The 23850-nt window shown below is 36.6% G+C and carries 41 protein-coding genes; 39 read left to right on the top strand and 2 right to left on the bottom strand.

The window, feature by feature from the left end; translation table 11 throughout:
- Window positions 1-53 precede the first annotated feature (53 nt).
- The 17 genes from repM (at window position 54) to DJ533_RS00225 (ending at window position 8109) form a co-directional block, all read left to right on the top strand.
- Window positions 54-962, top strand: coding sequence for a replication initiation protein RepM (gene repM / locus DJ533_RS00300; RefSeq protein ID WP_065994750.1), 909 nt, complete (start codon window positions 54-56; stop codon window positions 960-962).
- Window positions 963-1104: 142 nt separating this feature from the next.
- Window positions 1105-1518 carry a hypothetical protein gene (locus DJ533_RS00295; RefSeq protein ID WP_065994749.1) on the top strand — a complete coding sequence of 138 codons (414 nt, stop codon included), beginning with the start codon at window positions 1105-1107 and terminating at the stop codon, window positions 1516-1518.
- Entirely contained in the window at window positions 1515-2045 is a 531-nt protein-coding gene (locus tag DJ533_RS18765; protein ID WP_065994748.1) for a hypothetical protein, read from the top strand. The genes DJ533_RS00295 and DJ533_RS18765 overlap by 4 nt, the downstream gene beginning before the upstream one ends.
- 2 nt (window positions 2046-2047) lie before the next feature.
- Complete coding sequence (locus DJ533_RS00285) at window positions 2048-3031, top strand: hypothetical protein (RefSeq protein WP_065994747.1); 984 nt, start codon at window positions 2048-2050, stop codon at window positions 3029-3031.
- Window positions 3028-3201, top strand: a complete 174-nt coding sequence (locus DJ533_RS18570; RefSeq protein ID WP_171488520.1) for a hypothetical protein — start codon at window positions 3028-3030, stop codon at window positions 3199-3201. The genes DJ533_RS00285 and DJ533_RS18570 overlap by 4 nt, the downstream gene beginning before the upstream one ends.
- Before the next feature lie 24 nt (window positions 3202-3225).
- On the top strand, window positions 3226-3714 hold the full coding sequence (locus DJ533_RS18825) for a hypothetical protein (RefSeq protein WP_228716442.1): 489 nt from the start codon (window positions 3226-3228) through the stop codon (window positions 3712-3714).
- The gene (locus tag DJ533_RS00275; RefSeq protein WP_148245823.1) at window positions 3699-4196 is read left to right on the top strand and encodes a hypothetical protein; all 498 of its coding nucleotides are present in this window, start codon (window positions 3699-3701) and stop codon (window positions 4194-4196) included. Before DJ533_RS18825 ends, DJ533_RS00275 begins: the two co-directional genes overlap by 16 nt.
- A 3-nt stretch (window positions 4197-4199) precedes the next feature.
- Window positions 4200-4757 carry a hypothetical protein gene (locus tag DJ533_RS00270; protein WP_065994745.1) on the top strand — a complete coding sequence of 186 codons (558 nt, stop codon included), beginning with the start codon at window positions 4200-4202 and terminating at the stop codon, window positions 4755-4757.
- Window positions 4747-5058 carry a hypothetical protein gene (locus tag DJ533_RS00265; RefSeq protein WP_065994744.1) on the top strand — a complete coding sequence of 104 codons (312 nt, stop codon included), beginning with the start codon at window positions 4747-4749 and terminating at the stop codon, window positions 5056-5058. Before DJ533_RS00270 ends, DJ533_RS00265 begins: the two co-directional genes overlap by 11 nt.
- Window positions 5051-5596 carry a hypothetical protein gene (locus tag DJ533_RS00260; RefSeq protein WP_065994743.1) on the top strand — a complete coding sequence of 182 codons (546 nt, stop codon included), beginning with the start codon at window positions 5051-5053 and terminating at the stop codon, window positions 5594-5596. The genes DJ533_RS00265 and DJ533_RS00260 overlap by 8 nt, the downstream gene beginning before the upstream one ends.
- Complete coding sequence (locus tag DJ533_RS00255; protein ID WP_065994742.1) at window positions 5589-5813, top strand: hypothetical protein; 225 nt, start codon at window positions 5589-5591, stop codon at window positions 5811-5813. Before DJ533_RS00260 ends, DJ533_RS00255 begins: the two co-directional genes overlap by 8 nt.
- The gene (locus tag DJ533_RS00250; RefSeq protein WP_065994741.1) at window positions 5803-6066 is read left to right on the top strand and encodes a hypothetical protein; all 264 of its coding nucleotides are present in this window, start codon (window positions 5803-5805) and stop codon (window positions 6064-6066) included. Before DJ533_RS00255 ends, DJ533_RS00250 begins: the two co-directional genes overlap by 11 nt.
- Complete coding sequence (locus DJ533_RS00245) at window positions 6063-6512, top strand: hypothetical protein (protein WP_065994740.1); 450 nt, start codon at window positions 6063-6065, stop codon at window positions 6510-6512. The genes DJ533_RS00250 and DJ533_RS00245 overlap by 4 nt, the downstream gene beginning before the upstream one ends.
- Window positions 6512-6904, top strand: coding sequence for a hypothetical protein (locus tag DJ533_RS00240; RefSeq protein WP_065994739.1), 393 nt, complete (start codon window positions 6512-6514; stop codon window positions 6902-6904). Before DJ533_RS00245 ends, DJ533_RS00240 begins: the two co-directional genes overlap by 1 nt.
- Before the next feature lie 6 nt (window positions 6905-6910).
- A complete protein-coding gene (locus DJ533_RS00235) occupies window positions 6911-7444 on the top strand; it encodes a DNA translocase FtsK (RefSeq protein ID WP_081406124.1) in 534 nt (177 codons plus the stop codon).
- Window positions 7437-7859 (top strand): hypothetical protein, encoded by a 423-nt coding sequence (locus DJ533_RS00230; RefSeq protein WP_065994738.1) that lies wholly within the window; start codon window positions 7437-7439, stop codon window positions 7857-7859. Before DJ533_RS00235 ends, DJ533_RS00230 begins: the two co-directional genes overlap by 8 nt.
- A 1-nt stretch (window position 7860) precedes the next feature.
- Complete coding sequence (locus DJ533_RS00225; RefSeq protein WP_065994737.1) at window positions 7861-8109, top strand: hypothetical protein; 249 nt, start codon at window positions 7861-7863, stop codon at window positions 8107-8109.
- A gap of 2 nt (window positions 8110-8111) precedes the next feature.
- On the opposite strand, the gene DJ533_RS00220 is transcribed toward DJ533_RS00225, so the two are convergent.
- Entirely contained in the window at window positions 8112-8534 is a 423-nt protein-coding gene (locus tag DJ533_RS00220) for a hypothetical protein (RefSeq protein ID WP_065994736.1), read from the bottom strand.
- Window positions 8535-8631: 97 nt separating this feature from the next.
- Here DJ533_RS00220 and DJ533_RS00215 point away from each other — a divergent pair.
- From DJ533_RS00215 to DJ533_RS00185, 7 genes are all read left to right on the top strand, one after another.
- A protein-coding gene (locus DJ533_RS00215; RefSeq protein ID WP_089024817.1) for an IS3 family transposase occupies window positions 8632-9761 on the top strand; the annotation gives its coding sequence in 2 pieces (ribosomal slippage) (window positions 8632-8884 and window positions 8884-9761; 1131 coding nt in all).
- A 415-nt stretch (window positions 9762-10176) separates the two neighbouring features.
- On the top strand, window positions 10177-10641 hold the full coding sequence (locus DJ533_RS00210; RefSeq protein ID WP_081406128.1) for a VRR-NUC domain-containing protein: 465 nt from the start codon (window positions 10177-10179) through the stop codon (window positions 10639-10641).
- A complete protein-coding gene (locus DJ533_RS00205; protein WP_065994822.1) occupies window positions 10641-11945 on the top strand; it encodes a hypothetical protein in 1305 nt (434 codons plus the stop codon). The genes DJ533_RS00210 and DJ533_RS00205 overlap by 1 nt, the downstream gene beginning before the upstream one ends.
- 23 nt (window positions 11946-11968) lie before the next feature.
- Window positions 11969-12907, top strand: a complete 939-nt coding sequence (locus tag DJ533_RS00200; RefSeq protein WP_065994821.1) for a hypothetical protein — start codon at window positions 11969-11971, stop codon at window positions 12905-12907.
- A 212-nt stretch (window positions 12908-13119) separates the two neighbouring features.
- Window positions 13120-15462 (top strand): glycine zipper domain-containing protein, encoded by a 2343-nt coding sequence (locus tag DJ533_RS00195; protein ID WP_065994820.1) that lies wholly within the window; start codon window positions 13120-13122, stop codon window positions 15460-15462.
- A 74-nt stretch (window positions 15463-15536) separates the two neighbouring features.
- A complete protein-coding gene (locus DJ533_RS00190; RefSeq protein WP_065994819.1) occupies window positions 15537-16031 on the top strand; it encodes a hypothetical protein in 495 nt (164 codons plus the stop codon).
- Entirely contained in the window at window positions 16021-16695 is a 675-nt protein-coding gene (locus DJ533_RS00185; RefSeq protein ID WP_065994818.1) for a hypothetical protein, read from the top strand. The genes DJ533_RS00190 and DJ533_RS00185 overlap by 11 nt, the downstream gene beginning before the upstream one ends.
- A gap of 53 nt (window positions 16696-16748) precedes the next feature.
- Here DJ533_RS00185 and DJ533_RS00180 read toward each other — a convergent pair whose 3' ends face one another.
- Window positions 16749-17501, bottom strand: a complete 753-nt coding sequence (locus tag DJ533_RS00180; RefSeq protein ID WP_065994817.1) for a BRO-N domain-containing protein — start codon at window positions 17499-17501, stop codon at window positions 16749-16751.
- A 434-nt stretch (window positions 17502-17935) separates the two neighbouring features.
- Here DJ533_RS00180 and DJ533_RS00175 point away from each other — a divergent pair, with 434 nt between their 5' ends.
- The 15 genes from DJ533_RS00175 (at window position 17936) to DJ533_RS00110 (ending at window position 23781) form a co-directional block, all read left to right on the top strand.
- Window positions 17936-18181 (top strand): hypothetical protein, encoded by a 246-nt coding sequence (locus DJ533_RS00175; protein WP_065994816.1) that lies wholly within the window; start codon window positions 17936-17938, stop codon window positions 18179-18181.
- Window positions 18182-18237: 56 nt separating this feature from the next.
- A complete protein-coding gene (locus DJ533_RS00170; protein WP_065994815.1) occupies window positions 18238-18729 on the top strand; it encodes a hypothetical protein in 492 nt (163 codons plus the stop codon).
- A complete protein-coding gene (locus DJ533_RS00165; protein ID WP_065994814.1) occupies window positions 18719-18964 on the top strand; it encodes a hypothetical protein in 246 nt (81 codons plus the stop codon). Before DJ533_RS00170 ends, DJ533_RS00165 begins: the two co-directional genes overlap by 11 nt.
- A gap of 8 nt (window positions 18965-18972) precedes the next feature.
- Entirely contained in the window at window positions 18973-19278 is a 306-nt protein-coding gene (locus tag DJ533_RS00160; RefSeq protein WP_065994813.1) for a hypothetical protein, read from the top strand.
- A 31-nt stretch (window positions 19279-19309) separates the two neighbouring features.
- Entirely contained in the window at window positions 19310-19693 is a 384-nt protein-coding gene (locus DJ533_RS00155; protein WP_065994812.1) for a hypothetical protein, read from the top strand.
- 26 nt (window positions 19694-19719) lie between these two features.
- Window positions 19720-19938, top strand: coding sequence for a hypothetical protein (locus DJ533_RS00150; RefSeq protein WP_065994811.1), 219 nt, complete (start codon window positions 19720-19722; stop codon window positions 19936-19938).
- Window positions 19928-20551, top strand: a complete 624-nt coding sequence (locus DJ533_RS00145) for a hypothetical protein (RefSeq protein WP_065994810.1) — start codon at window positions 19928-19930, stop codon at window positions 20549-20551. The genes DJ533_RS00150 and DJ533_RS00145 overlap by 11 nt, the downstream gene beginning before the upstream one ends.
- Complete coding sequence (locus DJ533_RS00140; protein ID WP_065994809.1) at window positions 20544-20744, top strand: Lar family restriction alleviation protein; 201 nt, start codon at window positions 20544-20546, stop codon at window positions 20742-20744. The genes DJ533_RS00145 and DJ533_RS00140 overlap by 8 nt, the downstream gene beginning before the upstream one ends.
- A gap of 6 nt (window positions 20745-20750) precedes the next feature.
- A complete protein-coding gene (locus DJ533_RS00135; RefSeq protein WP_065994808.1) occupies window positions 20751-21083 on the top strand; it encodes a hypothetical protein in 333 nt (110 codons plus the stop codon).
- Entirely contained in the window at window positions 21076-21741 is a 666-nt protein-coding gene (locus tag DJ533_RS00130) for an adenylosuccinate synthase (protein WP_065994807.1), read from the top strand. Before DJ533_RS00135 ends, DJ533_RS00130 begins: the two co-directional genes overlap by 8 nt.
- Entirely contained in the window at window positions 21741-22292 is a 552-nt protein-coding gene (locus DJ533_RS00125) for a hypothetical protein (protein WP_065994806.1), read from the top strand. The genes DJ533_RS00130 and DJ533_RS00125 overlap by 1 nt, the downstream gene beginning before the upstream one ends.
- A gap of 238 nt (window positions 22293-22530) precedes the next feature.
- Complete coding sequence (locus tag DJ533_RS00120) at window positions 22531-22725, top strand: hypothetical protein (RefSeq protein WP_065994805.1); 195 nt, start codon at window positions 22531-22533, stop codon at window positions 22723-22725.
- Window positions 22726-22887: 162 nt separating this feature from the next.
- Window positions 22888-23061, top strand: a complete 174-nt coding sequence (locus DJ533_RS18565; protein WP_171488519.1) for a hypothetical protein — start codon at window positions 22888-22890, stop codon at window positions 23059-23061.
- A 2-nt stretch (window positions 23062-23063) separates the two neighbouring features.
- Window positions 23064-23345 (top strand): hypothetical protein, encoded by a 282-nt coding sequence (locus tag DJ533_RS00115; RefSeq protein ID WP_065994804.1) that lies wholly within the window; start codon window positions 23064-23066, stop codon window positions 23343-23345.
- Between the two features lie 10 nt (window positions 23346-23355).
- The gene (locus DJ533_RS00110; RefSeq protein WP_065994803.1) at window positions 23356-23781 is read left to right on the top strand and encodes a hypothetical protein; all 426 of its coding nucleotides are present in this window, start codon (window positions 23356-23358) and stop codon (window positions 23779-23781) included.
- Window positions 23782-23850: the final 69 nt, after the last annotated feature.

Below are 23850 nucleotides of genomic sequence, written 5' to 3'. Positions count from 1 at the left end.
CCTATTAAAAAACATGGTGTAATACCACCTATAAAAATATAGGTGTAATATGAATGAACGAATTAATTGTAAAAGATAACGCCTTGATCAATGCATCATATAACTTAGAAACAATAGAGCAAAGATTGGTTTTGTTAGCAATTATAAAAGCGAGAAAGCTAGAAAAGAGCATTAATTCTGAAACTGTTTTAAGAATCCATGCTACTGACTACATGGAACACTTTAAAGTTAGTAAAAATTCAGCGTATGAAGCTCTTAAAAACGCCAGTAATAGTATTTTTAGTCGTCAGTTTAGCTATATTGAGATTGACACAGAAACAGGCAATAAAAAGAAATCTAAATCACGATGGGTACAGAAAGTTAGTTATATAGATGATTCAGCAATTGTTGAAATGATTTTTACAAATGATGTAATTCCTCTAGTGACTCAACTAGAGGAAAGTTTTACAAGTTATCAAATGAAGCAAGTTAGCCAATTGACAGGTAAATATGCGATCCGCATTTACGAGTTGATCATCCAGTGGCGCAAAATAAATAAAACGCCAATGTTTGAACTCAATGAATTTAGAAGAAAATTAGGTCTTGGTGAAAATGATTACCCGCGTATAGATACATTCAAAACCAAAGTAATTGAAAGCAGCCTAAAACAGATTAATAAATCGACAGATATTGTAGTCGATTATGATCAACATAAAGAGGGGCGTAGCATCATAGGGTTCTCATTTAGATTTAGATTGAAGGATGAAGCACAGAAGCCAATAAAAGATATGGCATTGAGTGAAAAACAGATTCCATTGTTTGCTAATAAACTTGCACATGACGCTATTTTTAGTGGCAAGTATGCTGTAGCGGGTGAAACCTATGAAGATTTTGAAAAGAGATTATTAGTCCTGCTTGGTAACGCGGTTAATGTTGAGAATTGGAAAGAAGATCTTTATAGAGTTGGATACGATAAAAAATAATAAGATTTATTTACTAAATTTAAGCTTATCACATGGATAAGCTTTTTTTTGGACTGTAAAAGAATAAAAATAAGAATAATTATTCTTTTTGGAATAAATAAAGTGTATTATTCTTAAATATTCTTCTATTGGGTATTTAAGGATGAAAAAAGAAATTAAAACTAATGACATTGTTTGTATAACACAGCAATGGCGACCACATAACAAAGGGATTTACGTTGTTGAAAATATCACTGGGAATACAGTCCAAGTCAGTATTTACGATCCAACGTTGTCAAAAGATACACGCGTGATGATGGGTTTTTGTGTGGGCTTGAATGATATACGCCATGCATACCCTTTAGAGATTCAAGAAAAACAGCGTATTGATGATTTGATTGAACATTTAGGGATTAAAAAATCTTGTGAAATGCTAAGCGGTTATATCGAAGCAACCGTTGATTTAGAAGAATTAGAAAAACAACGCCTTGAATGGGAAGCAAAGCAAAATCGAATGAAATTTATCAGGGAATATGGTCTAAGCCCGTCAGTTCAAATTATAGGTGATCCAATATGAGCAGCTTACAAGTTGGTCAGCGTGTTTACGTTGATTATGTATCGTCATCGGCTACTGAGTTTTCAGATAAACACGTTACAGGATCAGCGGTAATTGATCGGGTTGAAGATGGTTATGTTTTTGGTCGTTTGTTGAGTACAGATAATCCATTTATGTGCAATGTGGGTGATGTTCGTGTTTTACCTTTTGATGCAGTTGAACTGGAAGAAACATGGAAAGCTGAATTTTATCAGTGGTGGGATAAGGAAGGTCAATATTTACGTGCGGGTGGTAGTGAATATTATCAATCATTTGCTTGGGCTTCATTCAAACACGTTAAACAGCAGATGTACGCCCATGTACAGGACTATCACGAAAAAGTTAAGTCTATTCACAATCATTTTGTTTGGTCGTCAGACGATGCCGCAGATAAGCAAAAGAAAGCCACTACAGATGCAAGTATTAATTATTACGAAGGCAAGCGATACGTGTATGACGTTGAGCAATTTCGTTTACAGCAAATTTTAGATTCAAAACCACAGGTGTAGTCATGGGAATACAGAAATTTTTAATACCAATTGCATTATTAAAAGCCGCTTCTTTAGCGATTTCGAGAGATGATTTTTTACGACCAAATCTTGAAGTTTTAGCAATTGAAAAAGGTCATATCATTGCAACAAACAGTCATATTTTATTTTGCTCAAAATTGGATATAGATCCAGAATTTAAGGTCCATATTCCATTGCCGCATGTAGAGAGTTTTTTAAAGAAAGTTGAAAATTTTGATCGTTATTATTGCGAGTTAAGTTTTGATGCTAATGAAAAGAAAGGCTTATTAGAGATTAAGCATTGTTATGGTGCATACGAAGCTTTTATTCAGCACTGGGATAGTTTTATAGATTGGCAAAAGGTTGTTATTGCCAAGCCTGAAAAAGTTGAATTAAGTAGTTACCCATATTTTGATACCAAGTATTTAAATACGGTGAACGAAATGGCACAAATACTGGGTGTTTTAAGAGGATCTATTTATCCAACTGGTACAGAAACGGTAGCATTTGTTGATTTTAAATATAGCGAATATAGCGATGCCTTTGTTTTGTTGATGCCGCTATGTAATCAGCCTGAAAAGATAAAATGGGCGGTGCAGTGCAGTTACGATGATGAAATTGATCTGCGCCCCGCTGAATCAGAAGAAATAGCATACAAAGCCGTGCGCCGTATGAAAAATGATTTAAATTTTTCACCTTACAGACCTAGTGAACCAAGATGTAAAAGTCGTCATGACAATATTGTGGTAGTTAGTTGGGCGGGTTCTGATGAAGAACATAAAAAAGAAATGTTTTATAACCAAGCGTGGTTTGATCAACCGCTATGTCAATTTAATAACTGCGCTCAAGCTATTCGCTACATTACTGAACTGGATGAAGTGGTGCATTGCTATATCCCAAATACAGATCGTGAAGTCATCACGCGTTCAGTAGACGAAGTAAAAGCGTTCTTTAAACGTCATTCGATGGAGGTCCTACCATCATGATTAGTACAGTTTATTTAGTTTTGGTTGTTACTTTTAGTGATAACGGTGACAAGTCTGTAGCAGTTGAAAAGATCCCACAAGCCAATATGCAGCAATGCCAAGTCAATCAAAAAACATACTCAAAAGATGATGCCATTCGCCGTGCCTTTTGCATCGTTGGCGTGAAGTAAATCAATTTTAAAAAGGAAATCGTGATGAAGAAATTTAAATTAATGTGGGACGAGCGTGTTGTTGATCAGAACGGCGAAACTTTGCATCTTGAGCAAAAAAGTCAAGTTATTGAAGCAGAATGCGAAGCTGCTGCATGTGAGCAATGGCAAAAGGAAAATGAACATAATGAATATCATTTCGACTTAGAAAGCTGTGAAGAAGTGGTTGAACATGCGTTATTCAGTAAATGCATGGTGGTAACTATGGCAGATGAAAGTCAATGGGCTGTACCCGTTGAATTTATCGCCCGTCACCGTGCTGCTTATTACGCCATTAAAGAATATGAGGGGGATATAGCAGAAAGTTTACGTGATGACACTTTGCCATTGTTTGAGTCTGAAGAATATGAAATTCATGATTGGGCTGCAAACAATATGAATTGGTCTGATGTTCAGTGTGTCGCTGTTCAGGTGGAAAAACCCAATGTCGATTATGAAGATGGTTGGTGTAATGGTGAATGGAGTATCAAATAATGGTCAATGGATGGTACGACAATCAAGCGGGCTTAGTAGATTACACTCAACCAGACTCTAAGCCGAAAATTGTAGTTAAAAAGCGTGGCAAGGTTGATATTAATTTATTGAGTTTTAATGAATTAAAGGAAATCTATGCTGAAGCGAGTTTGCGCTTAGAAGAATATTGTAAACATTCTGAAGCAGTTAAGAAGCTGATGAAAGATCAGATTGTAGGGACAGTTAAATATCTAACTTTAGTAAAAGTTCGGATGAGTCTAATTGCATCGGGTGAACAGTTAGTACAGTTATCTTATCTAAGTAATTTAGAAGATGAAAAAGTAAAAAATTCTAAGTTGATCACAGAATTGACCCAGAAATTAACTGAAAATCAGCGTGTTTTAGAGGAAAAAAATCGGGAAGTAAAAGCCTTGAATGCGCGTATTTCAGAAATGCAAGGTCGATTAGCAAGTGCAAAAACCTTTAAGGCACGGAGAAAATAATAAATGGAAATTTCAAGAATTAAAGAATTGGCACTTGCAAGCGGATTTAAGCTAAAAGACCAGGTAAATGGCGAACTAGATTTAAATGCTTATGTGTATGACTTTGCACAAATACTTGAAAGAGAAGTGTTGGCACAAGCCCGCAGTGTTTTTGGTCAAGAAGCTGTAACTATAGATGATACTGAATTTTTGGATGCTGAAATCACTCAAATTTCGGAATCAATGTCTGAAAAACATTACTTTGATAATGGTGAATCAGAAGAATTGGAAATGCTTGTTGCTAAAGCAATGAAACTTGGTGAGCTTTATGAGCGTAAGAAGTGGCAAGAAGCGAAAGCCATTCCTGAAGGGTTTGTTTTGGTGAAAAAAGAATTGCCTGGAGAAATAGCCGAAGCTATGGCTCTTGAACGAGTTAATAGTCCACTAGGTAATGAAACTAATCCTTTTTGGGTCGAAACTATAGAAAAAGTATACAAGGAACATTTGCATAAAAAAAAGTGGGAGTTATGGCGTGATTACAAGGATGCAATCAAAGCACAGGAACAACAAGATGCAAGTTAAAGAAGTCAGAACCCATCACATCCCATCGCAAGATGGGGTGGATTCAATCAATCTGTTTGTTGTCTGGTATGGCGAATGTAGGTCACAGGTGACAATTCAATGTTGGGATCATGCATGGACTGCCTATTGGGGCGCGCATTGGGTTGAAAGGGTAGAGGATTTTATAACAGATCCAGAAATCATTGATTATTTGATTAGTAATTTTTCAAGGACTAGACAGGCGCGGGAACGTAAGTGGTTACGTCAAATTATTGAATCAATTAGAAAGTATTTTAAAAATCTTGAGGTGCAAAATGGATAAGTTTTCAGTCAATGCGGTAGTGGCAAAAACAGTTATTAATGGCTTGGTCGCTGTTTTGGAACAACAGGAAATTGATGTTGATAACATGCAATTTTCTTTGAAAAGTGATAATGGTGAACAAACGCCAGAGCTTAATTTTAAAGAATTAATAGATTGTACGCTGGGTTGGTTACAGCAAGTAGAAAACGAAGAATTTTTGATTGTTCGCCGTGATGAGGTTAAAGGCTATTTTTCCAATGATGGTGAAAATTATGAAGTTCACAACACCTTAGCTGAAGCAAAACATGAAGCTGAATGTGCTATTGAATCTTTTAGTGAACGTCTTGCTGATCAAGGGTTAGATCCAAGCAGTGATGGTAATTTTCATCAAGTGGGCTATGGCATTGTGTTGGCTAAATCAGGTCATACCGTTGAGCATGTTGTTACTCAACAAGATGTAGATTGTGGTGATTCTAAATATGATGTTGGTACTGAAATTATGAGCTTACACCTTGATTCTTGTTCTATTGATGGTGAAGGGAGTCAAGAAAGTGAGTAAATTAATCAAAAAAAGTTCTGAAATGGCACAGAACGATATTAAAAATGCATTGTCTGAATTACGCAATTGTCATGATGAAATTAGAAAAGGACTAACTTCTAAAACTTATGCGGATATGGCTCAAGCAAAGCTAACTAAAGCAATTAAACACATGTTGGATGCTGAAAGTTGGGTGGATGCAATACAAGAAGCACAGGGGCAAGGGAATGAGCATTAGAAAAATTAAATCAGCTCTTAATAAGAAAGGCATTCCTTTTATAAAAATTGAATGGGTACGTGGTAACTCTGAATGTGAAAGTGAATGGTTTATTGAGTTCACGGAAGGCACTAAACGAGATTTATTTGAGGCATCAAAAAAGGATGGTGAAGGAGAACTGACAGCAGATCACTTTAATTACTCAGGTGGAAATGCGGAGGCTGTAATGGAGTTTATTGATGAACTTCCATGCTTAAAAGGAGTAAGGGCATGACTAAATCTAGCAATACAACAACGCAAGAAATTATTTTCAATGCAGAACTTTGGATTTATCAGCGTAAATCTGCATTCCCAATGGTTGATTGTTTACCTGGTCCTGCAAATGGCTTGTGGGAGAAATTTAACTATCATCCCGTGTGTAATGGAATAGTCCTACAGGACAAGGATGTTTTAGTTTTGGGATTAGATGGGGCTTATACCGTCAAATCTAAGTCTTGTGATCAAAATAAGCATATTCATCTAAATGACATTGTTAAAGCGAAATTTGTCCCTGCTTGTGGTGATGAGGTTGAAATTTATGGGCGTGTGCGCGAGTTCAAAGGCGATATGATTTGCTGCAATGAGATCCATAGTGAAAGCCCTTTTTTCTGCTATGAAAATGAAGCTGAAAAGATAGATTTACCTGAAAGCGTTATTAAAAGCTTATGTGAGGTGGTTTGATGGATCTTCAAAAAGAACGCAAAGCTTTTTTAAAGCATTGGTATGAAAATAATCTGCCATTTGATGATGAGGATAAATTTCAAAAACCTGCATGGGATGCATGGTTAGCTGCTAAAACTCAAGCCATCCCTGAAGGGTTTGTTTTGGCATGTAAACTTTCAGCCAATTACCTGTTTAACCAAGTACCTGAACTTGGTTTTAAAGATCAAGATGAAAAAAACACAGTTCTTTATCATTTAAATTACATGGCTTCTGAGTTTAAAGAATCTGCAAAAGAGTTTGTCAAAAAGGATCATGAAAAACAAATTGCATTTAAAAAAGAAGATGGGGAATGGAATAGTAGCTTTTTTGACAGCATATCGGATGATTTTCGCTGCAATAACATAGAGTAAATAAACATGACATTTGAAAACTATGATTTACCAGAACATGATTACCAATTGGCAGTAGAAACAGCATACAAGACCATTAATGGCGGCAGTGTTTCAGTATTACAGCGTAAATTATATTGGAGTTATGCCCGTGCAGCCGCAGCCGTTGAGCGCATGGAAGTTGAACGTGTTGTCAGTCCTATGTCGCCTAGTGGTCGCCGTGAAGTCTATCCAGAAGAAATGCACCAACTATGGTTGGAAAATAAAGCATTAAGGGAAAGTCAGCGAATTGTTATTGAATTGGAAAAAGGACGTTTTGTTGAGCATGATCCGAAAGAATTGTTTTTTCGAGTATTACGTGCATCAAAAGTCTTAAAAACAAAAAAGAACTGGGTACATGTCATGAGCATGGTTGGTTGTGGCAGCACTGTAGCGTACCGTTTGTGTGCTTTATTTAATGTAGATCCTGAAGGCACAGTTTTTGAAAAAAAGGATGCTAAAGAAGATATTCACATGGTAGATATAGCGGCATTTTTAAAGGATTATTGCGATCATGGATGAAAAAGATATATTACGTGGAATGTGTGCTGTAGCAGCTAAAAGCATTATTGATAAGGCTGAATCAGACCGTTTTTGTTTTAATCGCTATGATGATGACAAACTTCGTTTAAAACAATTTACTTTGTTTTATGTACCGTGTGAATCTTCAGCTAAACGTTTGAGTTTGGCTAGAAAGCTTGAATCCAAAGGGTTGATTAAACTTCACCAATATCGCAAAGGTGCAGCATGGACCTATCAATTTGTGGATTTTGAAATTACAAATAAAATCTATATTGAAGCTTATGAAATTGTTTCTAAATTCAATTTTGTAAAGGGAAATGGATTTATCTCATTCCCGCAGTTCTCAAAAACCAAACAGGGCTTTAATGAAATCGATCAGTTAGGTCAAAAAGCCTTTGATTTACTTGGAGCTTAATATGGTTCAGTTATCAGAAAGACAACAACAAGTTTTACAGTGTGTCATTGATGCAAAGAATGAAAAGAAAAGACCATATACAAAAGGTGTGGTCAATCGAATGTTAAAAAAAGGTCATGAGATTACAGAAAAACAATGCGCCTATGATTTGGGTGTGATCAGTAACACGAAAGGCACAGGGGTTATTTCTATGCGTATAGGTAGTAATCCGAAATTATGGATTTATGATGAGGGTTGCACGAATGCCTAATTTTAAACATTAGGCTTTTTTGTAGCTCTTTTTTTTCTTGGACAGCGTGAACAACCAGAGCCATGTAAGTGATTATTTACGACTTGTTCAAATGCGCCATGTGTAGGACATATAATTTTAATTTTTTTCTGTGCGCCTTTATAGACAGATTCGGAATAATCATATTTATCACCGTGAATAGTTTTAGCTTTTTTTAAAAAAGAATCTAGGTTTTTTTTCGGCTTGGCTTTATCTGTATTTGCACAATTTGGGCAATTCATTCCTTGCAAGTGATTATTTGCAATCTGTTCAAATGCGCCATGTGTAGGACATATAATTTTAATTTTTTGAAGTGCGCCTTTATAGACGGATTCGGAATAATCATATTTATCACCGTGAACAATCCTAGATTTCTTTATAAAATCTTCTAAGCTTAATTTTTTCAAGACAATAACTGATGTGGTTCTAGGATTTTAGACCACGCCTATAAGTGATAATCTACTCCCCAATAAGCATGGGAAATGCTTGTTTTTGGAGTCAACCATGACACGAAGAAAACGTCGTAATCATTCAGCAGAGTTTAAAGTTAAAGTTGCTCTCGCAGCAATTAAAGGCGACCACACACTCGCTGAACTTTCTACTCAATTCGATTTACATCAAAACCAAATCATCGATTGGAAAAATCAACTGCTTGAGCAATCAATCAATATTTTTTCACGACCAACAGCACAACAAGAACCTGAGATTGACCTCAAAGCTCTACATGCCAAGATAGGACATCAGGCATTGCAAATTGATTTTTTAGAAGGTGCGCTCAGAAAAATAGGGCAGCTGAGCGGCAAAAAATGATCGATAAGACCCATCAACTTTCGGTACGACAACAATCGCAATTGATTCAAATCAATCGCAGTACGTTGTATTACAAGCCCAAAGAGATTTCATCAACTGATTTGAGTTTGATGCGTCTAATCGATGAAATTCATCTCGACTACCCATTTATGGGCAGTCGAATGATACGAGATATGCTACAGCGTCAAGGACATAAAATAGGTCGGCGTAAAGTCCGACGTTTAATGCGCTTGATGGGAATACATGCCTTGTATCCAAAACCCAATACCAGTAAGCCTAATCTTGCACACCGTATTTTCCCATATCTGTTGAAAAACATGGTCATCGATCACTCTAATCAAGTCTGGTGTACAGATATCACGTACATTCCTATGGCTAAAGGCTTTGTCTATCTGTGTGCAATTATAGATTGGCATAGTCGTAAAGTACTGGCTCATCGTGTATCGATCAGTATGGAAACAGACTTTTGCATAGATGCGTTGCAAGAAGCAATTGTGAAATATGGTTGTCCAGAGGTGTTTAATACAGACCAAGGCAGTCAATTCACAAGCGAGGCATTTTTGAATGAGTTAAAATTGCGAAATATCCGTATCAGTATGGATGGGAAAGGACGATGGATGGATAATGTAATGATTGAGCGTTTATGGCGCAGTGTGAAGCATGAGGAAGTCTATTTGAAGGCTTACGATACGGTTAAACAAGCAAAACAATCAATTGCTGAATATTTGGATTTTTATAACACGATACGTCCTCATTCAAGCTTGAATAAGGCAACACCAAATGAATTTTATGATCGACATTTACCAAAAGTAATGGCAGCATAATTTAAATATTTAGAGCGGATTTATCACTTATAAAACTAGATTGAGTGGTCTAATTAACGGAACCACATCAAACCAAGTAATCTATGAATAAAGTTATATTAACTTAATTTAATTATTGTTATGTGAATTTAAAAAAAAGAATAAACACTTGCATAAATATTCTTTTTAGAATATTTTAAGCAAGTCCTGTTAAGAGTTGTACTCACTTTAATAAAAGTAAGCAGGATTTCAAGGATTGTCGGTAGATAAGCCTTGAATATTAAGATATATGCGCTTGTTTCTGCCTTCCGAGTTCCCCAATTCGGAAGGTTTTTTTTTGCTTATAAGAAATAAAATATTCTTTTATATTACTTTTAGAATAAATTATGTAATAATTATTCTCTAATATTCTTTTATTGTTATTTGGATGTAGTGAATGGTTAAGCGTGTCAGACCATATAGACCTAAAGATATATTTGCTAAAGCACCTGTACCAAAAAAAACAAGATATTCAGCGTCAGAGCGTGCAGCACTTGGGTTAGCACCGCAAGAAGATGATATTCAAATGCAAGTATTTGAAGAATGCTACTACATTCGTTACAACGGCTACCGTGTGAGTGAGATTATTCGTCATATTCCCAATGGCGGTAATAGATCTGAGTCTGAAGGTGCAAAATTTAAAAAGATGGGTGTTATTGCGGGTACGCCAGATTGGTTATTGCCAGTGCCAAAACAAGGCTATGGAAGTTTATATATAGAACAAAAAACAAAAAATGGGCGAGTTCGCCCAGAACAGAAAGCGCAAATTAAATTACTTGAAGCAATGGGAAATAAGGTTTTGGTTTGTCGTACCGTTGCTGAAACAATCAAAGAAATTAAAGATTATTTAGGGATCAAATGATGAGTGAAATTAAGCTGCCAAAATACGATGAATTGTGGACGACTATTGGTAAAAATTGTCGTATTGCGCGTGAAATATCAGGATATACACGTTTAGATGTTGTATCTATGTTGTACGCTATTACGGGCGATAAATTGAAAGTGCAACTTAAAAATTTAAGTGATTTGGAGTATGGGCATAAAACATGCACATTTAGTCACTTGGTTAGACTTTCATTACTGTATAAGTGCAGCCTAAATTTTTTGACGGGATTAAGCCCGCATATTGAGATTAATCTTATTGAAAAAAAGAGCGTGGTACTGGGTGCGATTGAAAGCACGACTACTGAAATTACAGAGCGTATCGGCGAAAGGTTAGATGAGGTTTTAAACTCTATACCGAAACAGAGGGGTGAATTGCTGCATAACACAGCAAAAAGAACCATAACAGCAATTGAGAAGCAAAAAAACAAAGACCTGGTATTTAGTGCAAACTATCCAGATATAGCTAATTTATCTAAAGATTTAAGCGAAAAAGTGGCAGATTTTGAAGAAGCATCACGCCGCTATTATCGGTATGCTGAATTAAATCTTATTCAGCAAATTGAAGATCATAAGCAAGAACAGTTGGGCGCACGCTTAACAGATTGCAACGAATTAGAAGAACCAGAGCGATTACAAGCAAATAAACATGAATTGCCATGTGATGAAAAGTTTAATGCAATGGTGGGCTATAACTGCAAAATTGCGCGTGAATGGGCGGGGGTTAATCGTGATGTAGTGATGCAGAAAGTATGGAACTATAAAGAAGAAACTTTTAATAATCGTATTGTAGAGCTTGAAACTGGTGCGCGTTCCTTCCCTTTACCTATTATGATCAAAATTGCAAAACTCTATGATTGTAGTTTGGATTTTATTGCAGGGATTAGTAATGAGGTGGAATTAAATGCACCGTCATCACATAACGGCATTATTATTCAGAGTATGAGAAGTGCAGCCCTAGACATGGCTAATAGCCTAAGCAAAAATTTATGTTCTCTTTTAGATCACTTCCCAAAATATCATGGTGAATTGCTGAAGCTTTATTGCCAAAAACTTGTAGATGCAATCCTGGTACACAGGGCAAATCGTGAATTTTCCGAAGCCTATCCTGAAGTGCTAGAAATGGCATTTAGTTTACAAGCTGAGATACAGGCATTTGATATGCTAATTGCGCGTTTTCATCGCTATGCAGAGTTGAATATTATTGAAGTTATTCAGGAATATGAAAATAAAGCATTTCACAAAAAAGGTAAGAATAGACGAAGTAAAGCCAGTCGTGCGTAATTTTGATTGATCAGGGATGAAACATGACTGATAATAAGCCAAATCGAAAAACTAGAAACAGTAAATATTCTGATGAGATTTGGTTTTGTGTGCGTACAGTTTATGAATCAGATGGTGAATCGACAATTGAGCGTATTGTTGAAATTGTTGGCGAGTTCTTAGGAGAAACTAAACTGCCTAACCGCCGTACAGTCGTTACAAGAGCTGAAAAGGAGGGATGGGAGCGACCACAAAATATCAGCCAAAAGACTAACGCGCAGCTAAAGAAATTGATGCAGAAAGCAAAAAATACTTTGCAGTCTGCTACAGTTGAAGATAAAAAAAATACTATAAATCAAGATGATACTGGTTTCTTAACTGATTATGACTTATATGTTTCACGAAGGGATGAGATAGTTTCACAGGCGTTAGGGGGTGTCAAAAAGTTGCTGTCCACTACTTCAAGACGCAAATTGAAAATAGCTGATGTGATCCGCAGAAACAGAAATATGAATGATCAGTTACAGCATTTAACTATGCACACGACTGATGAAATTGTCATAAATAAGACATTGATGTTAGATCGTAACTTTCAATTAGAAGCAGAGCCAGAAGATAAAGAACTTATCGAAAAATCATACGGTATGGCATTAGGTTTGGTTGAGCCAATTATGTTTTTAACTAATGCTATAGAAAAACAAGCAAAGATGGATATATTGTTTTACGGCATTAATTCAGAAGATACCCGTGAACCTGAAACAGCGGGACGCTTGACAAATCTTAATGACGATACAGCGTATGAACAGCAGATGTTAGAATTGAAACAGCGTAATATCGAGATGATGGAACGCCGTGCCATGTTAGAGTCAGGTGACTTTGAAAGAGAAATTGAGCAAGAACAGCAAAGACAGATGCAAGAACTGGGCTTGTTGGATGATGATATAAGTGAAGCAGAATATGAAGATATACCCCATGATGCATAGAGTTTTTTTGTAATCAATTGTACTTCAAGTTGTTGATTTATATCTGTTGGTGTATAATTGCATTGTCAGATAATACAAAGATGTTATCTGTTTTCCTGTTCATATACCCGTTCCCAAACGGGTATTTTTTTGTCCGATTTTTAAAGGAATATTGAGAAAAACGCGATAAATAAAAAGCAAATACTGCATGTATATTTTTTAGGAATATAGACATGCTAAATACAGATTCTCAAGGCTTTATTTTGGGCGAGTTACGGCTTAAACAAATCAAGCAAGGTGTAGAAAACACAGAAGATAATACAAAAGAAATTCTGGATTTTTTGAAGTCCGAGTTTAAACGTATGATTGATGCTAATCAAAGTCAGTCAGATAGTTTAAATAGAACCATCCAGGACTACATTAAGCAAAATAAGAAAGCAAAGGATGCGGCAAGTCAGTCAAATAGCCAAAACACGCCAAATAACGCAGAACCCAATCAAAACACGGGCAATCAAAGAGGTACGCCTAATCGTGCGAGTTCTGGGCGTTCACGCAATGCTGATAGTAATGCGCCATCGACTCGACCACGCCCAAGCCGTGATGCTGAAGATCCAAATCCTAACCCGACACGGCGTACTAGAACACGCAGTCAAGCTGAAGAACGCGCACAACTAGAGCGTGAAAGATCAAATCAGGATCGGGATAGTAAAGGGCGTTTTACTGCTAAGGATAAGACGATATTAGAAAAATTTAAGGATCTATTTAAAAATGGTGGTGGCTCAAGTGGGAATGTAGACACAAAAGGCTATGATCCTACAGTCGATGCTTTAAATGAATTAAAAGAAATTGTTTCCCCAGTCGGTAATATTTTCGGCAAGATGACTTCGCGTGCAATTGGTATTTTGCGTGGTCGTATGCGTAAGAATCGTAATGAGCAAACACTCCCAGAAGAACAGCAGCAAGCGAACCGCCGTGAACAAGAATCAGATAAGGAACGGAATAAGCTATTAAAACGCCTTATTGACGCTGTACGCTCGAATGGGGGTGGCGGTGGTGGTTTGTTTGGTGGATTGCTTGGAAAGCTGTTTAAAGGTGGAAAGGGCTTATTTAAGGGCTTATTGAAGCGAGTTCCTTTGCTTGGGTTGTTGTTTGGTGGTGCTTCATTATTTTCTGAATGGGGTAAACTCGATAGTGGTGGTAAAGGTAAGGGGATTGGTAGTCTTGCGGGTGGTGCGCTTGGTGCGATATTGGGTTCAGTGTTTGGACCATTGGGGACGATTGGTGGTGGTGCGCTTGGTGCTTATCTTGGTGGGATTTTTGGTAAAAAGGTTGGAGAGTGGACGGACACGCTCAAAAATTCTGATTTTGTTGGGATTTTTAAAAGCCTTTGGTCTGATGCAATTGGAAAAATTGTAGATATTGCTGAATCCATTAAAAACTCAAAGATTGTAAAAAATACTAAAGAAGCTATAGGCAATGGTATTGATTACGTTAAACAAGGTGCATCAAATTTATATAATAAAGTTACGGGAAATAAGTCAAAAGGAAACGCGGCGAGTGGTGGATCAGGTGTAAGTGGGGTTGATCTTTTAAGCTATGGTCAGGGTGGTGGTAGTTCAAGCGGATTAAAGGATGAGGGAACAAATGGGTTAGGTATATATAAGCCAATTGCTGATGCAGTAGCAAAATATGAAAGTAAAGGATCTTACACAATTGCTAATACAGGTGGTTATGAAAAAAGGCGTGTTAAAGGTGACTTTAAAACCATTAATGAAGCTAATTTAACAAATATGTCTATTAATGACATTTTAAAACGTAATGCATTACCAGTTGGAGATCCAAAACGACTTAATGCCGTTGGTCGCTATCAAATCATTGCATCTAATTTACGAAATTGGGTAGCTGATGGTTCGCTAAAAGGTACAGATATATTTACACCTGAATTGCAGGATAAATTGTTTTTAAAACTTTTACCTAAATCAGCAAAAGATTATGCAAAAGGTAAAAATGTATCTATTGCTAAAGTTCAAAATGATATTGCTGGGCAATGGGCAGCAGTGCCAAGAGCCGATACAGGGCGTTCAGCGCATGAAAACACGGGATTAAATAAAGCTAATCCGAAAGCGGGTGGGTTGGTTGTTGAAGCAATGAATCAAATTCGTTCTGGAAAGTCAGTTGAGCAACCACCCATTGTACAGACCAATACAAAAGGTAAGGATGTAATCCCATTGCCACAGCAAGCAGTTGGGCAGAATAAAAGCAAGATGGTTACACCTAAGTCATCGAAGGATCTTGCGACATTTGCACAAAATGCAGAAATGCCTATCTCAAGTAAAATTTTAAACCCGAATGTTACACCTAAGACAAAAAGTATTTTGCAAATGAATCGTATGCAATCATCGAATATTACAAAAGTTCAACCAATAGCAGCGGAACGCGTTCCATTATCAACAGGGAATAAAGTGCCAGTAATGACAGCACAAGCCCAAGATTCAAATATTAATCAAAATGTATCAGATCGGGGCTTGGCGCATATATTTAGTGGTGGAATTGGGTTTAAGACCTTGCAAGGTTAAGAGTGAAGTCCGATTAATTTCGGGCTTTTTTATGTGTATGATAGGCAGACAATAATTATTTGCTTGGGGGATGTATGAAACTTAAAAGACTGGGCTTATTGTATGCATTAACTATGATTGCAATGCCGTCATTTGCAGCTAATGTGGTTACAGAAACACAAGCGGTAGCAATACTTAAAGGGGATGGGGTTAAAAGTGTCGCAGCACAGAGCCTATTCAGAAATGGCGTGTTCTCTAATAAGGGGTTTGATAATAATGCTGAAGCATATAGAGGATATTATTTTTCACAAAAACCGTTAACTTTTTTGAATTTTAATGTGGCAGCTTTAGATATTCCTTATAAGACAATGTATGTGGGTTGTTGCGTGATTCATCAAAATAGCTTTATTTTATCTCATACAATAAAATCCGATATGGATACATTACATAGATTTGCTAGGAAAAATAACTGTAGAGTAGATAGTGATGGTTTAGACGGAATTATTGATCCAATAGCTGTTAAATTTGTCAAAAAATCAAATACCACTCATTTTGTTTCTATTACGTGTGAAAATCCAAATGCAGAATAATAATAAACAAAATTGGATTATTGCGATTTTATCGACAATCTTAGTCATTATTTTAGTGGCTATAGGGGTTTTTGGCTTTTGGTTTAAAGGTGCGTATGAGAAGCTGAATGAAACAAACAAAGATAGTAATCAAACGGTAGAGGTTGAAGAAGAACAGCCTGTCATCGTGCAACAGCAAGAAGAAGTGCTGCCGAGTTGTTATGATTCTTATACACTGGATACGTTGAGGGGTATTGTCTATCAAGAAGCATTGTCCGAAAAGGATGTTAAGTCAAATCAGTTGGCTGTAGAGAACATTGAAAATACGCAATTAAAATTTCAAGATATTGCCACTCTTTCTGAATCTGATGATTACAATCCTATCCGTGTCTGTGAAGCAAAGTTGGATATGACTTATCCATATATGACTCAAGAACAAATTGATAAGCTTGGTAGTGATTTCTTATGGTATCTTCATTTTAGTGGTAAAAAAAATGAATATACATCTTTGCCTAAAAGCATTAAGTACGAGATTAAATTTGTTCACAATGAGGATGGTGAAAAACAGGTATATGTTGAAATGGATCACGCCAAGTCTTATGCATTTGTCGTGTATTTTATGGGGATAAATTATTACTCAAAATATCAAAAGAGTAATACAGAGTATGTAGAGCCTGATATGTAGTGTTATCGCTACACGGCGACAAAAAAGCCCGATATAGAATCGGGCTTTTTTTATTAAGCTTTACGCCGTATTAGATCAGTACAAGATGAACTAAATAGTTTGGGAAACTTAACATTGGTATTTTCATGTAGGTTTTCAACAGATCCATGCATTTGATCAAGTAATTGCTGTAACAATACTGCATCCGCACGCCCTCTAATAAAATACTTAATCAAAGCCTTTTCACATGCTCTACGTGTATTTAGATACGGTTCAATGATGCTATATAGGCGTTTGAACTCACTTTCTAATAAAGGCAATTGTTCAACTTCAAACTGTTCAGGGCTTGGCTTATTGGTTACATGGCGTAAAGACGACCATGTTGCACGACTAAAAGCATCTTCATGATCAAAGAATGAAGCACAGAACCAAACAAGGCGTTTAATGTTGTTCATATCATCATTGGTGATGTAGTTCGGTGCTTTGGCTTGTGTTGGTATCTGATATTGTCCAGTTTTGCGGATAGAGGGTAATACTTCGTTAAATACCCAATCTTGGAATTGTCTTGCTTCGGGTTTATTTGAACGGAAAATCACACGGTATAGGTTGGGTTCGTTGATAAAAGCAATTTCTTGATTCCCGCCATTTGTAAGGATGTAGACTTTTTCTACACCCTTTTTATCTATTTGTTTTGCAAGTAAATCACGTGAGTTTAGGATTGAAAGAACACTGCAAACATCGGGTAAACAAAAATAAGGTTCGCCGTTGATCATTTGAACACGGACATTGTGATCTTGGTGAAAGGTAAAAGTGGAAATGGCATTCATGGGCGAATACTCCGAACGAAAAATGAATTTTCGCCACCGAAATAACGCCAATTATTAGGGTGGCAGATTAAACAGGGTTGGCGTACTAGTCGTTCGGATCTAGCGCATCTTGCGATGCCCCTGCCTAATCCGCCATAACGGATGTTTCTACAGGGTGCAGAAAACTATAGGCAAAATAAAACCGCTTATGCGGCTATTGCCGAACGAAACTTTTGGACGCCAATCCAAGCACCCGATTTTGCGGATGCACAAATAAAATAGAACGCGTTACAGCCATTGTCAAACATAATTAAGAAGCAATCTAAAAAAGAATAATAAAGGAATATTATAGATATAAATAAACATAAAAAGAATAAAAATTACTATAATTATTCCAAAAAGAATATATAATCAATTTATAGAATAGGAATATCAGAATAATTGGATATTTATTAATGCCTACACTTCATACCAAAGATTTATCGCTTGAGTTCTTTAATGAACAGGTCATGACGTTTCTTCTTAGTGAAGATCTTAGTGACCAGGAGTTACAGAGTTTTTTAGAAAACATGGTTTTGATCTTCATTGGTTGTTTAGGCAACTTTCATGATTTTGATAAATCAGAATTTTTTATCGAGCAAATGAAAAACAGCATTGATTTAAGTCGAAGTTTTTATGAAGAAACAGAAACAAAGCAATGAGGAAATATACCGAGATCCGTACACGATTGACTGGATTGAGCAGTTAAAGGGCGTAGATGATGCAATTAAACAAAGTGACAGTAGAGCAAACCATTTTGCAGCAGTTCGGGCTATCGAAAGTCAAGAAGATGCTCAAGCAGTTAAAAGGGAATAAGTGTGACGGTGTATATATTGCTGTGAATCGCTATAGAGGTGGTTGTCTATTCTTTGAAATGAATGAAAAGTATATCTGGTGTGACTATTTAGACCAGAACGGCTTTAAAAAAACTCATTTCAAAAGCTATAGCGAGTTCTTTAATGACTTGCGCTTACTTGGTTATTTTTATGTGGAAGTGTCGCGTTTAGAAAAGGAGTTAGAAAAAACGACCATAGAAAATCAACGCGAAGAAAAGCCGATTGAGTACATAAATAGCCGTGTCAGTGGCTTAACTGATTCACTAGCTTTGCGTTCTGAAAATGATCACCAAAATAGCGATTACTGGCGTGGACAGCGTGATGCGTATGAAAACGTGAAATTCATCATTAATGAGGTGCGCCATGCTTGTTGATCCAAGCTATACGTTGGTTGTGATTAAACTATCTGAAGATCCGAGCAAGGTTTCATTAATGATTGATGATGAAACTTATGAAATCGTCAATACATTAAGCGGTAATGATTTAGATGCAATCGGAAAAGAGCAAGTTTTTCAAGAGTCACTAGATCCATTGCACAAGACAATCATCCTAACTCCACAAGCATTGGGTCGTATTGTTGATGAATACATTAACCCAAACAAGCTATAGGAAGTGCAATGATTGAATTTATCGCGATTCTTCTGGGTTTGATTGCTGTATTTATTTGGGCTTTGAGGGAGGGAACATTATCAAATATTCCGCTTGATTCGGATGATTTGTATGAATGGCTTGTTGTCTTTAAAGATTTGCACGGCGGTACTTATCGCACAGTGATGATGATTGATACAGATACATTGAATGCCCAATTGCTGAATACGTTGGAAGCGGAATTATCGGCAGAGTTTGATAAGCCTTGTATCACAAACATCATGTTGTTAGGTAAAGCAGCGCAGTTTGAAAGACTGGATGATTTTAAAGCTTAAATCATAAATATGAGTATATGAGGAATTGCAAGTGATTAAGACCACATTACCTTTGTTGTATATCGAAGGTTCACAAAACATAACTAAAGATCAAAAAAAGCAATTAGTAGATGCTTTTTTTGCAAAGCATAGAGTAGCTAATGGGTGGCTAAGTCCAAAATCTTATCATCATGAACTAGAACCTGTATTTCAGGTTGAATTAGTTGATTGGGATAATTTGACTGTAGATATAACGAGTAATCAACTGACTACAGATGAGAACCTTAAAGATACCGTTGTTGCAATGATTTTTTTCGGAAAATTGACAGAAAAATTAGAACCAGATGAATTTTTGGGTTTTTATTTTGATTCAAAGAGTCGGAATGATGGTGCTTATTGGGATGATAAGGATCAGCTAATAAAAACTAAATCATAAATATGACTATATGAGAAATCACAAATATGAATAGATTGTCAGAATTATCAAAAATCAGTAACGCGGTACTTAGTCCAGATTTGAACGGGCGTTGTCGTGGTGATTTGCGTACAGGTTTAGCGGGGCGTTGCAAAGTACATGACAGCGGAAAACTTTCACAAAAGGAAATTAAATTCCGTGTTGAGTGGTGCATACGTCAACACAAAATTATTGGTGAATTTGGGGCAGTTTTAAATGCAGATTAATGAGTCAACTATTTTTATCCGACATTTGATTGAGGGTAATTATACAGCAGCTTTCAAGCTTACGGGTATTGAGTGGGATGTAACCGATTTTAATTGTCCTGAATCGCAAATATTAGACGATTCAGATGCGCGTTTTTATAAAAAAATCACTGAATTTTTTAAAGAAAATGCTTTGTTGTTTGATGAATACGATGAGTCTATTAAAAAAGGATTTATGGCGTATATACCGCAATATTTGCTTGAGCATCCAACGCGTAAGATGTTGCTTAAAGTTATGCAGATTAAAGCCATAACAGCACCACCGCCACCCATTACGATTGATTTATCCCACCTTTCAAAAGAACAAGTAGAAAAATTTAAAAGTGATCTTAACGAGGTTGTAGCTAAGCCTACAAACATCGTTGTAATGCCACAAAAAACAAGTAATCCCGCTGAAGGTGTGTCCATAGCCATGAATGAACTACTGGGTTCTGAACGGCAGTATCCACTCAATCCAAAGCATTGCGTTCATTTCTCTACAACTTTGTTTTATGAGGGAAAGGCTGAATGTTTTGGATGTGGTGCGGTTGTTAATACAAATCGTGAATTAATTGAGGTAGAGAATCATGAGTAAGAAAAAAGATAAATACAGCAACGAAGAATACACACAAGTTCTTAAAGATTGTCCTGAATGTGGTTCTGATTATGTGCATGAAGATGGAAACAATGAAGAATCAGCAGTTACTTGTGGCGATTGTGGATTTGAGGTTGTGACTAATAATGTCGCTAAGTCTAAGAATAAATGGAACAAAATTGAAAGGAATTAAAACAGCATGACTGATGATTTTGAATGCCCACACTGTAACGCCGTAAATGATACAACAGACTGGTTTGAACATTGGCATTGGGATGGTGATGTTTTTGATATTCGTTGCTGTGAGTGTGGGGAATCATCTTTAAAAATTCAGAATGTCTATGGTGGGGATGTTGCGAGCCATGCAAGTGCAGTCGTCAAACTTACAGCACAGTTTTTTGACAAGAAATTTTATGAATTTTCTCCACAAATCAAGATTTTAGAAATTGGATTCTCGAAGGGCATATCAGTCCAAGAGAATCTAAATAGGTCTTATGAGCGAGTTGTAACTTTTAGAGGTGGTCATGACTGAACTAAATCATCGCAAACTATGTGAAATTGGCGCACGTTTCTTAAAACGTCCTGAATCCGCTAACGGTCATGGTTGCCACTTCGCAATTGTAGAACCCGCTTGCTATGGGGAAAACCCAGATGTATTCGGTATTAGACATGGATCTAACGGCGCAACTTTCTTGTTAGAAGCCAAAACGAGTCGATCTGACTTTTTAGCAGATAAGAAAAAACCGCACCGTATGAATCCTGAAACGGGCATAGGGAAATATCGGTACTTTATATGTCCTAATGGACTGATTAAACCCGAAGAATTGCCAGAAAAGTGGGGCTTAATCTATGTCAGTCCGAAAGGGATTTGCAAGGTCATTGCGGGCGTGTTGGCAGTACCAAGAATCAAATATTTTTGCGAATGGTCAAAGACCAATAAAAGCTATATAGACCACAAAGCAATTGAAGAAAATTTAAAAACATTGGCATTCAATGAGCGCAATTTTCAGAACGAAATGAACCTTTTAACAATGGCTTTGGCTCGTTTGGGTGATGCTGAAGAAATACTTTATATGCAGCGTGGTTATTCAAGATTGCAAGTGAAATATCAAGAACTACAAAGCGAAAATAAGGAATTAACAGCATACAAGAATCGCATTGAATGGCGACAAAATAAGGGTAATGAATAATGGATACATTAACGGTAAAACAAGCACTTATTGCTATTGCAAATGAAGAAAAAAAACCGCCGTATGGCATGTGTGTGGTACGTGATGTGGTTACAGCCTTTCGTGAAAATAAAGAGCATCACTTGAAAGACAAAATCTTAGCAAGATCGCCTTTTTTTGCTCAAAAAAATAAAGGTGCTGAAGTGGTGGTAAAGGCAAAGACTGAAAGAACACGATATATCGCAACAAAAGAACTAAGTGAAAATAATAAATGGTTGAATGAGCTATGTGAGCCAAAAGGCATGACAACCATAATTAGCGAATTATTGGGCTTTAGCAGTGGGTTTTTTACAGATTATAAAAATGGTCGCCGTGCCTTTCCAGATCACCTAAAGAACCAGGTAAAAAAGATTGAATCACAAGCGAAAGAAATTTTAGCAGAACGCGAAAAAGCCTATCAGTTAAAGATTGCACATGGTACGGCAACGCGTTACGCAAAAGGTTGTCGTTGTGATTTATGTCGCAGGGCTTCAAGCAAAAGAAGGGCAGGACTTAAAAGGATGGCTGTATGAGAGCAACCATGTTTTTACTTATTATTTTAATTGTGTGGATGCTTTGGGTAACAGATCGGGCTTATTGGGGTTGATTGTATGCAACCTAAAGGCACAACACATATTGAGTTAGGGGACGGCACGTACTGGATGCAAACAAGCGATAACGATTGGTATTGGTGGCGTGATCGTTTTGGTTGGTGTCAGTACGTGGGAATGAAGAACAAGGGCTTTTACGACAAATTTAGGGCGGTTTAAAATGATTACATGGGTAACGGTTTGGGTTTTGACAGTGACTTACGTGAATATTAGTGGTCATTCTGGTGGTGCAACAAGCTATCAGCTTCAATACGCAACACAAAATATCTGTGAAAAGCAGCGTGAAAACCACAAAAACAATTACAAAAGAACTCGCTGTGACTTTGCTCAAATACCTGTCTATAAGAGTAAATAGACCATGCAAAAAGCCATAAATCACATTAAGCAATGGGGCATACCATCGGCGAAAAAGGCTATCGAGTTCGCAAGAAAAAACCATCTAAGTTATGTCATTGAAAAATATTCAAATGAACGTATCTAGGTTGTTTATTTAAAAGAACTCGTTGCGAGTTTTGATTTGGTTGAAGAAATGGGCGGCTATAGTCGCTGCAAATTTTATATGACAGGTATGCTTTTAAACGGTAGCGATTCAGTCAGATGCCCTGATACTAAAAAGGTTGTGGCAAAAGCTGCTTTGGAAAAAGCACTGGATGATTATCAGCAAATATCAATTGAGTTTTTGGAGGAATAAAGATGCTTAAAATTTTTAAAATTAAAACACCTGATAGAGAAACATTAGAATTAAGTAAATTATATGATTTTTTGTTTGATAATCTTGTTTGTGGGTGGGCGGGAAGAACAGGACACTATGCTTACAGTGAAGATCCAACACAAATAGCAGAAAACCAAGATGGGTATATTTATTGTTGGGAACATACGGATTATAGTCGAAAAATATCAGCTTCACCTGAAGCTTATCGCTATAAGTACCCTATTGATCCACTAGAAGTCCCAGAATTAATTTTGCCAAAATAAGAGATAAACCATGAATATTAATTTTGAAAAAATATTGGCAGATAACCCAACGCAAGAAGAACCACTACCAGGTATTGTTGAAAAGATACTAGCTGATCCTTATTTTTCAATTGATAAGGAACGAGCAAGGAAAGCATTAACAGATGCGGAAAACAGATTGAAAAAATACATTGAGAAATATCCAAATTGGGGTCAATGGAGTGTCAATATTTACGAGTTTGAAGAAAATTCTAAAAAATATGCTCAATATATGATAATGGCTTTAGGTAGTCAGGCAATGATCGTGCATGTACCTTATGAATATGGTAATCCCCGTGATTGTGGTATGGGGGCTGCCCCAGAGCATATACAGTTAATTGTGAAACGAAGTGACTTTATGATCAAAGCACCTTCAGAGATTAAACACATTGAAATAGAAACTACTATCGCCCCATAGTGTAGGAATACCAAGAAACGCGTTTTTATAGAACATAAACAATAGCCCTAAATAGATTTTTAGGGCTTT

The organism is Acinetobacter defluvii (assembly GCF_001704615.3).
Lineage (GTDB): Bacteria > Pseudomonadota > Gammaproteobacteria > Pseudomonadales > Moraxellaceae > Acinetobacter > Acinetobacter defluvii.
This window is presented reverse-complemented; position numbering and strand designations above follow the sequence as displayed.

Excerpts from the sequence above, each read along its gene's own strand:
- DJ533_RS00115 (WP_065994804.1), top strand. The coding sequence starts at position 23,064 with ATGCTTAAAATTTTTAAAATTAAAACACCTGATAGAGAAACATTAGAA.
- DJ533_RS18570 (WP_171488520.1), top strand. The coding sequence starts at position 3,028 with ATGATTAGTACAGTTTATTTAGTTTTGGTTGTTACTTTTAGTGATAAC.
- DJ533_RS00295 (WP_065994749.1), top strand. The coding sequence starts at position 1,105 with ATGAAAAAAGAAATTAAAACTAATGACATTGTTTGTATAACACAGCAA.
- DJ533_RS00285 (WP_065994747.1), top strand. The coding sequence starts at position 2,048 with ATGGGAATACAGAAATTTTTAATACCAATTGCATTATTAAAAGCCGCT.
- DJ533_RS00200 (WP_065994821.1), top strand. The coding sequence starts at position 11,969 with ATGACTGATAATAAGCCAAATCGAAAAACTAGAAACAGTAAATATTCT.
- DJ533_RS00250 (WP_065994741.1), top strand. The coding sequence starts at position 5,803 with ATGAGCATTAGAAAAATTAAATCAGCTCTTAATAAGAAAGGCATTCCT.
- DJ533_RS00125 (WP_065994806.1), top strand. The coding sequence starts at position 21,741 with ATGGATACATTAACGGTAAAACAAGCACTTATTGCTATTGCAAATGAA.
- DJ533_RS00230 (WP_065994738.1), top strand. The coding sequence starts at position 7,437 with ATGGATGAAAAAGATATATTACGTGGAATGTGTGCTGTAGCAGCTAAA.
- DJ533_RS00175 (WP_065994816.1), top strand. The coding sequence starts at position 17,936 with ATGCCTACACTTCATACCAAAGATTTATCGCTTGAGTTCTTTAATGAA.
- repM (WP_065994750.1), top strand. The coding sequence starts at position 54 with ATGAACGAATTAATTGTAAAAGATAACGCCTTGATCAATGCATCATAT.
- DJ533_RS00275 (WP_148245823.1), top strand. The coding sequence starts at position 3,699 with ATGGAGTATCAAATAATGGTCAATGGATGGTACGACAATCAAGCGGGC.
- DJ533_RS00260 (WP_065994743.1), top strand. The coding sequence starts at position 5,051 with ATGGATAAGTTTTCAGTCAATGCGGTAGTGGCAAAAACAGTTATTAAT.
- DJ533_RS00225 (WP_065994737.1), top strand. The coding sequence starts at position 7,861 with ATGGTTCAGTTATCAGAAAGACAACAACAAGTTTTACAGTGTGTCATT.
- DJ533_RS00190 (WP_065994819.1), top strand. The coding sequence starts at position 15,537 with ATGAAACTTAAAAGACTGGGCTTATTGTATGCATTAACTATGATTGCA.
- DJ533_RS00145 (WP_065994810.1), top strand. The coding sequence starts at position 19,928 with ATGCAGATTAATGAGTCAACTATTTTTATCCGACATTTGATTGAGGGT.
- DJ533_RS00160 (WP_065994813.1), top strand. The coding sequence starts at position 18,973 with ATGATTGAATTTATCGCGATTCTTCTGGGTTTGATTGCTGTATTTATT.
- DJ533_RS00165 (WP_065994814.1), top strand. The coding sequence starts at position 18,719 with ATGCTTGTTGATCCAAGCTATACGTTGGTTGTGATTAAACTATCTGAA.
- DJ533_RS00150 (WP_065994811.1), top strand. The coding sequence starts at position 19,720 with ATGAATAGATTGTCAGAATTATCAAAAATCAGTAACGCGGTACTTAGT.
- DJ533_RS00120 (WP_065994805.1), top strand. The coding sequence starts at position 22,531 with ATGATTACATGGGTAACGGTTTGGGTTTTGACAGTGACTTACGTGAAT.
- DJ533_RS00205 (WP_065994822.1), top strand. The coding sequence starts at position 10,641 with ATGAGTGAAATTAAGCTGCCAAAATACGATGAATTGTGGACGACTATT.
- DJ533_RS00265 (WP_065994744.1), top strand. The coding sequence starts at position 4,747 with ATGCAAGTTAAAGAAGTCAGAACCCATCACATCCCATCGCAAGATGGG.
- DJ533_RS18825 (WP_228716442.1), top strand. The coding sequence starts at position 3,226 with ATGAAGAAATTTAAATTAATGTGGGACGAGCGTGTTGTTGATCAGAAC.
- DJ533_RS00130 (WP_065994807.1), top strand. The coding sequence starts at position 21,076 with ATGACTGAACTAAATCATCGCAAACTATGTGAAATTGGCGCACGTTTC.
- DJ533_RS00210 (WP_081406128.1), top strand. The coding sequence starts at position 10,177 with ATGGTTAAGCGTGTCAGACCATATAGACCTAAAGATATATTTGCTAAA.
- DJ533_RS00240 (WP_065994739.1), top strand. The coding sequence starts at position 6,512 with ATGGATCTTCAAAAAGAACGCAAAGCTTTTTTAAAGCATTGGTATGAA.
- DJ533_RS00135 (WP_065994808.1), top strand. The coding sequence starts at position 20,751 with ATGACTGATGATTTTGAATGCCCACACTGTAACGCCGTAAATGATACA.
- DJ533_RS00245 (WP_065994740.1), top strand. The coding sequence starts at position 6,063 with ATGACTAAATCTAGCAATACAACAACGCAAGAAATTATTTTCAATGCA.
- DJ533_RS18765 (WP_065994748.1), top strand. The coding sequence starts at position 1,515 with ATGAGCAGCTTACAAGTTGGTCAGCGTGTTTACGTTGATTATGTATCG.
- DJ533_RS00235 (WP_081406124.1), top strand. The coding sequence starts at position 6,911 with ATGACATTTGAAAACTATGATTTACCAGAACATGATTACCAATTGGCA.
- DJ533_RS00270 (WP_065994745.1), top strand. The coding sequence starts at position 4,200 with ATGGAAATTTCAAGAATTAAAGAATTGGCACTTGCAAGCGGATTTAAG.
- DJ533_RS00170 (WP_065994815.1), top strand. The coding sequence starts at position 18,238 with ATGATGCAATTAAACAAAGTGACAGTAGAGCAAACCATTTTGCAGCAG.
- DJ533_RS00180 (WP_065994817.1), bottom strand. The coding sequence starts at position 17,501 with ATGAATGCCATTTCCACTTTTACCTTTCACCAAGATCACAATGTCCGT.
- DJ533_RS00185 (WP_065994818.1), top strand. The coding sequence starts at position 16,021 with ATGCAGAATAATAATAAACAAAATTGGATTATTGCGATTTTATCGACA.
- DJ533_RS00195 (WP_065994820.1), top strand. The coding sequence starts at position 13,120 with ATGCTAAATACAGATTCTCAAGGCTTTATTTTGGGCGAGTTACGGCTT.
- DJ533_RS00140 (WP_065994809.1), top strand. The coding sequence starts at position 20,544 with ATGAGTAAGAAAAAAGATAAATACAGCAACGAAGAATACACACAAGTT.
- DJ533_RS00110 (WP_065994803.1), top strand. The coding sequence starts at position 23,356 with ATGAATATTAATTTTGAAAAAATATTGGCAGATAACCCAACGCAAGAA.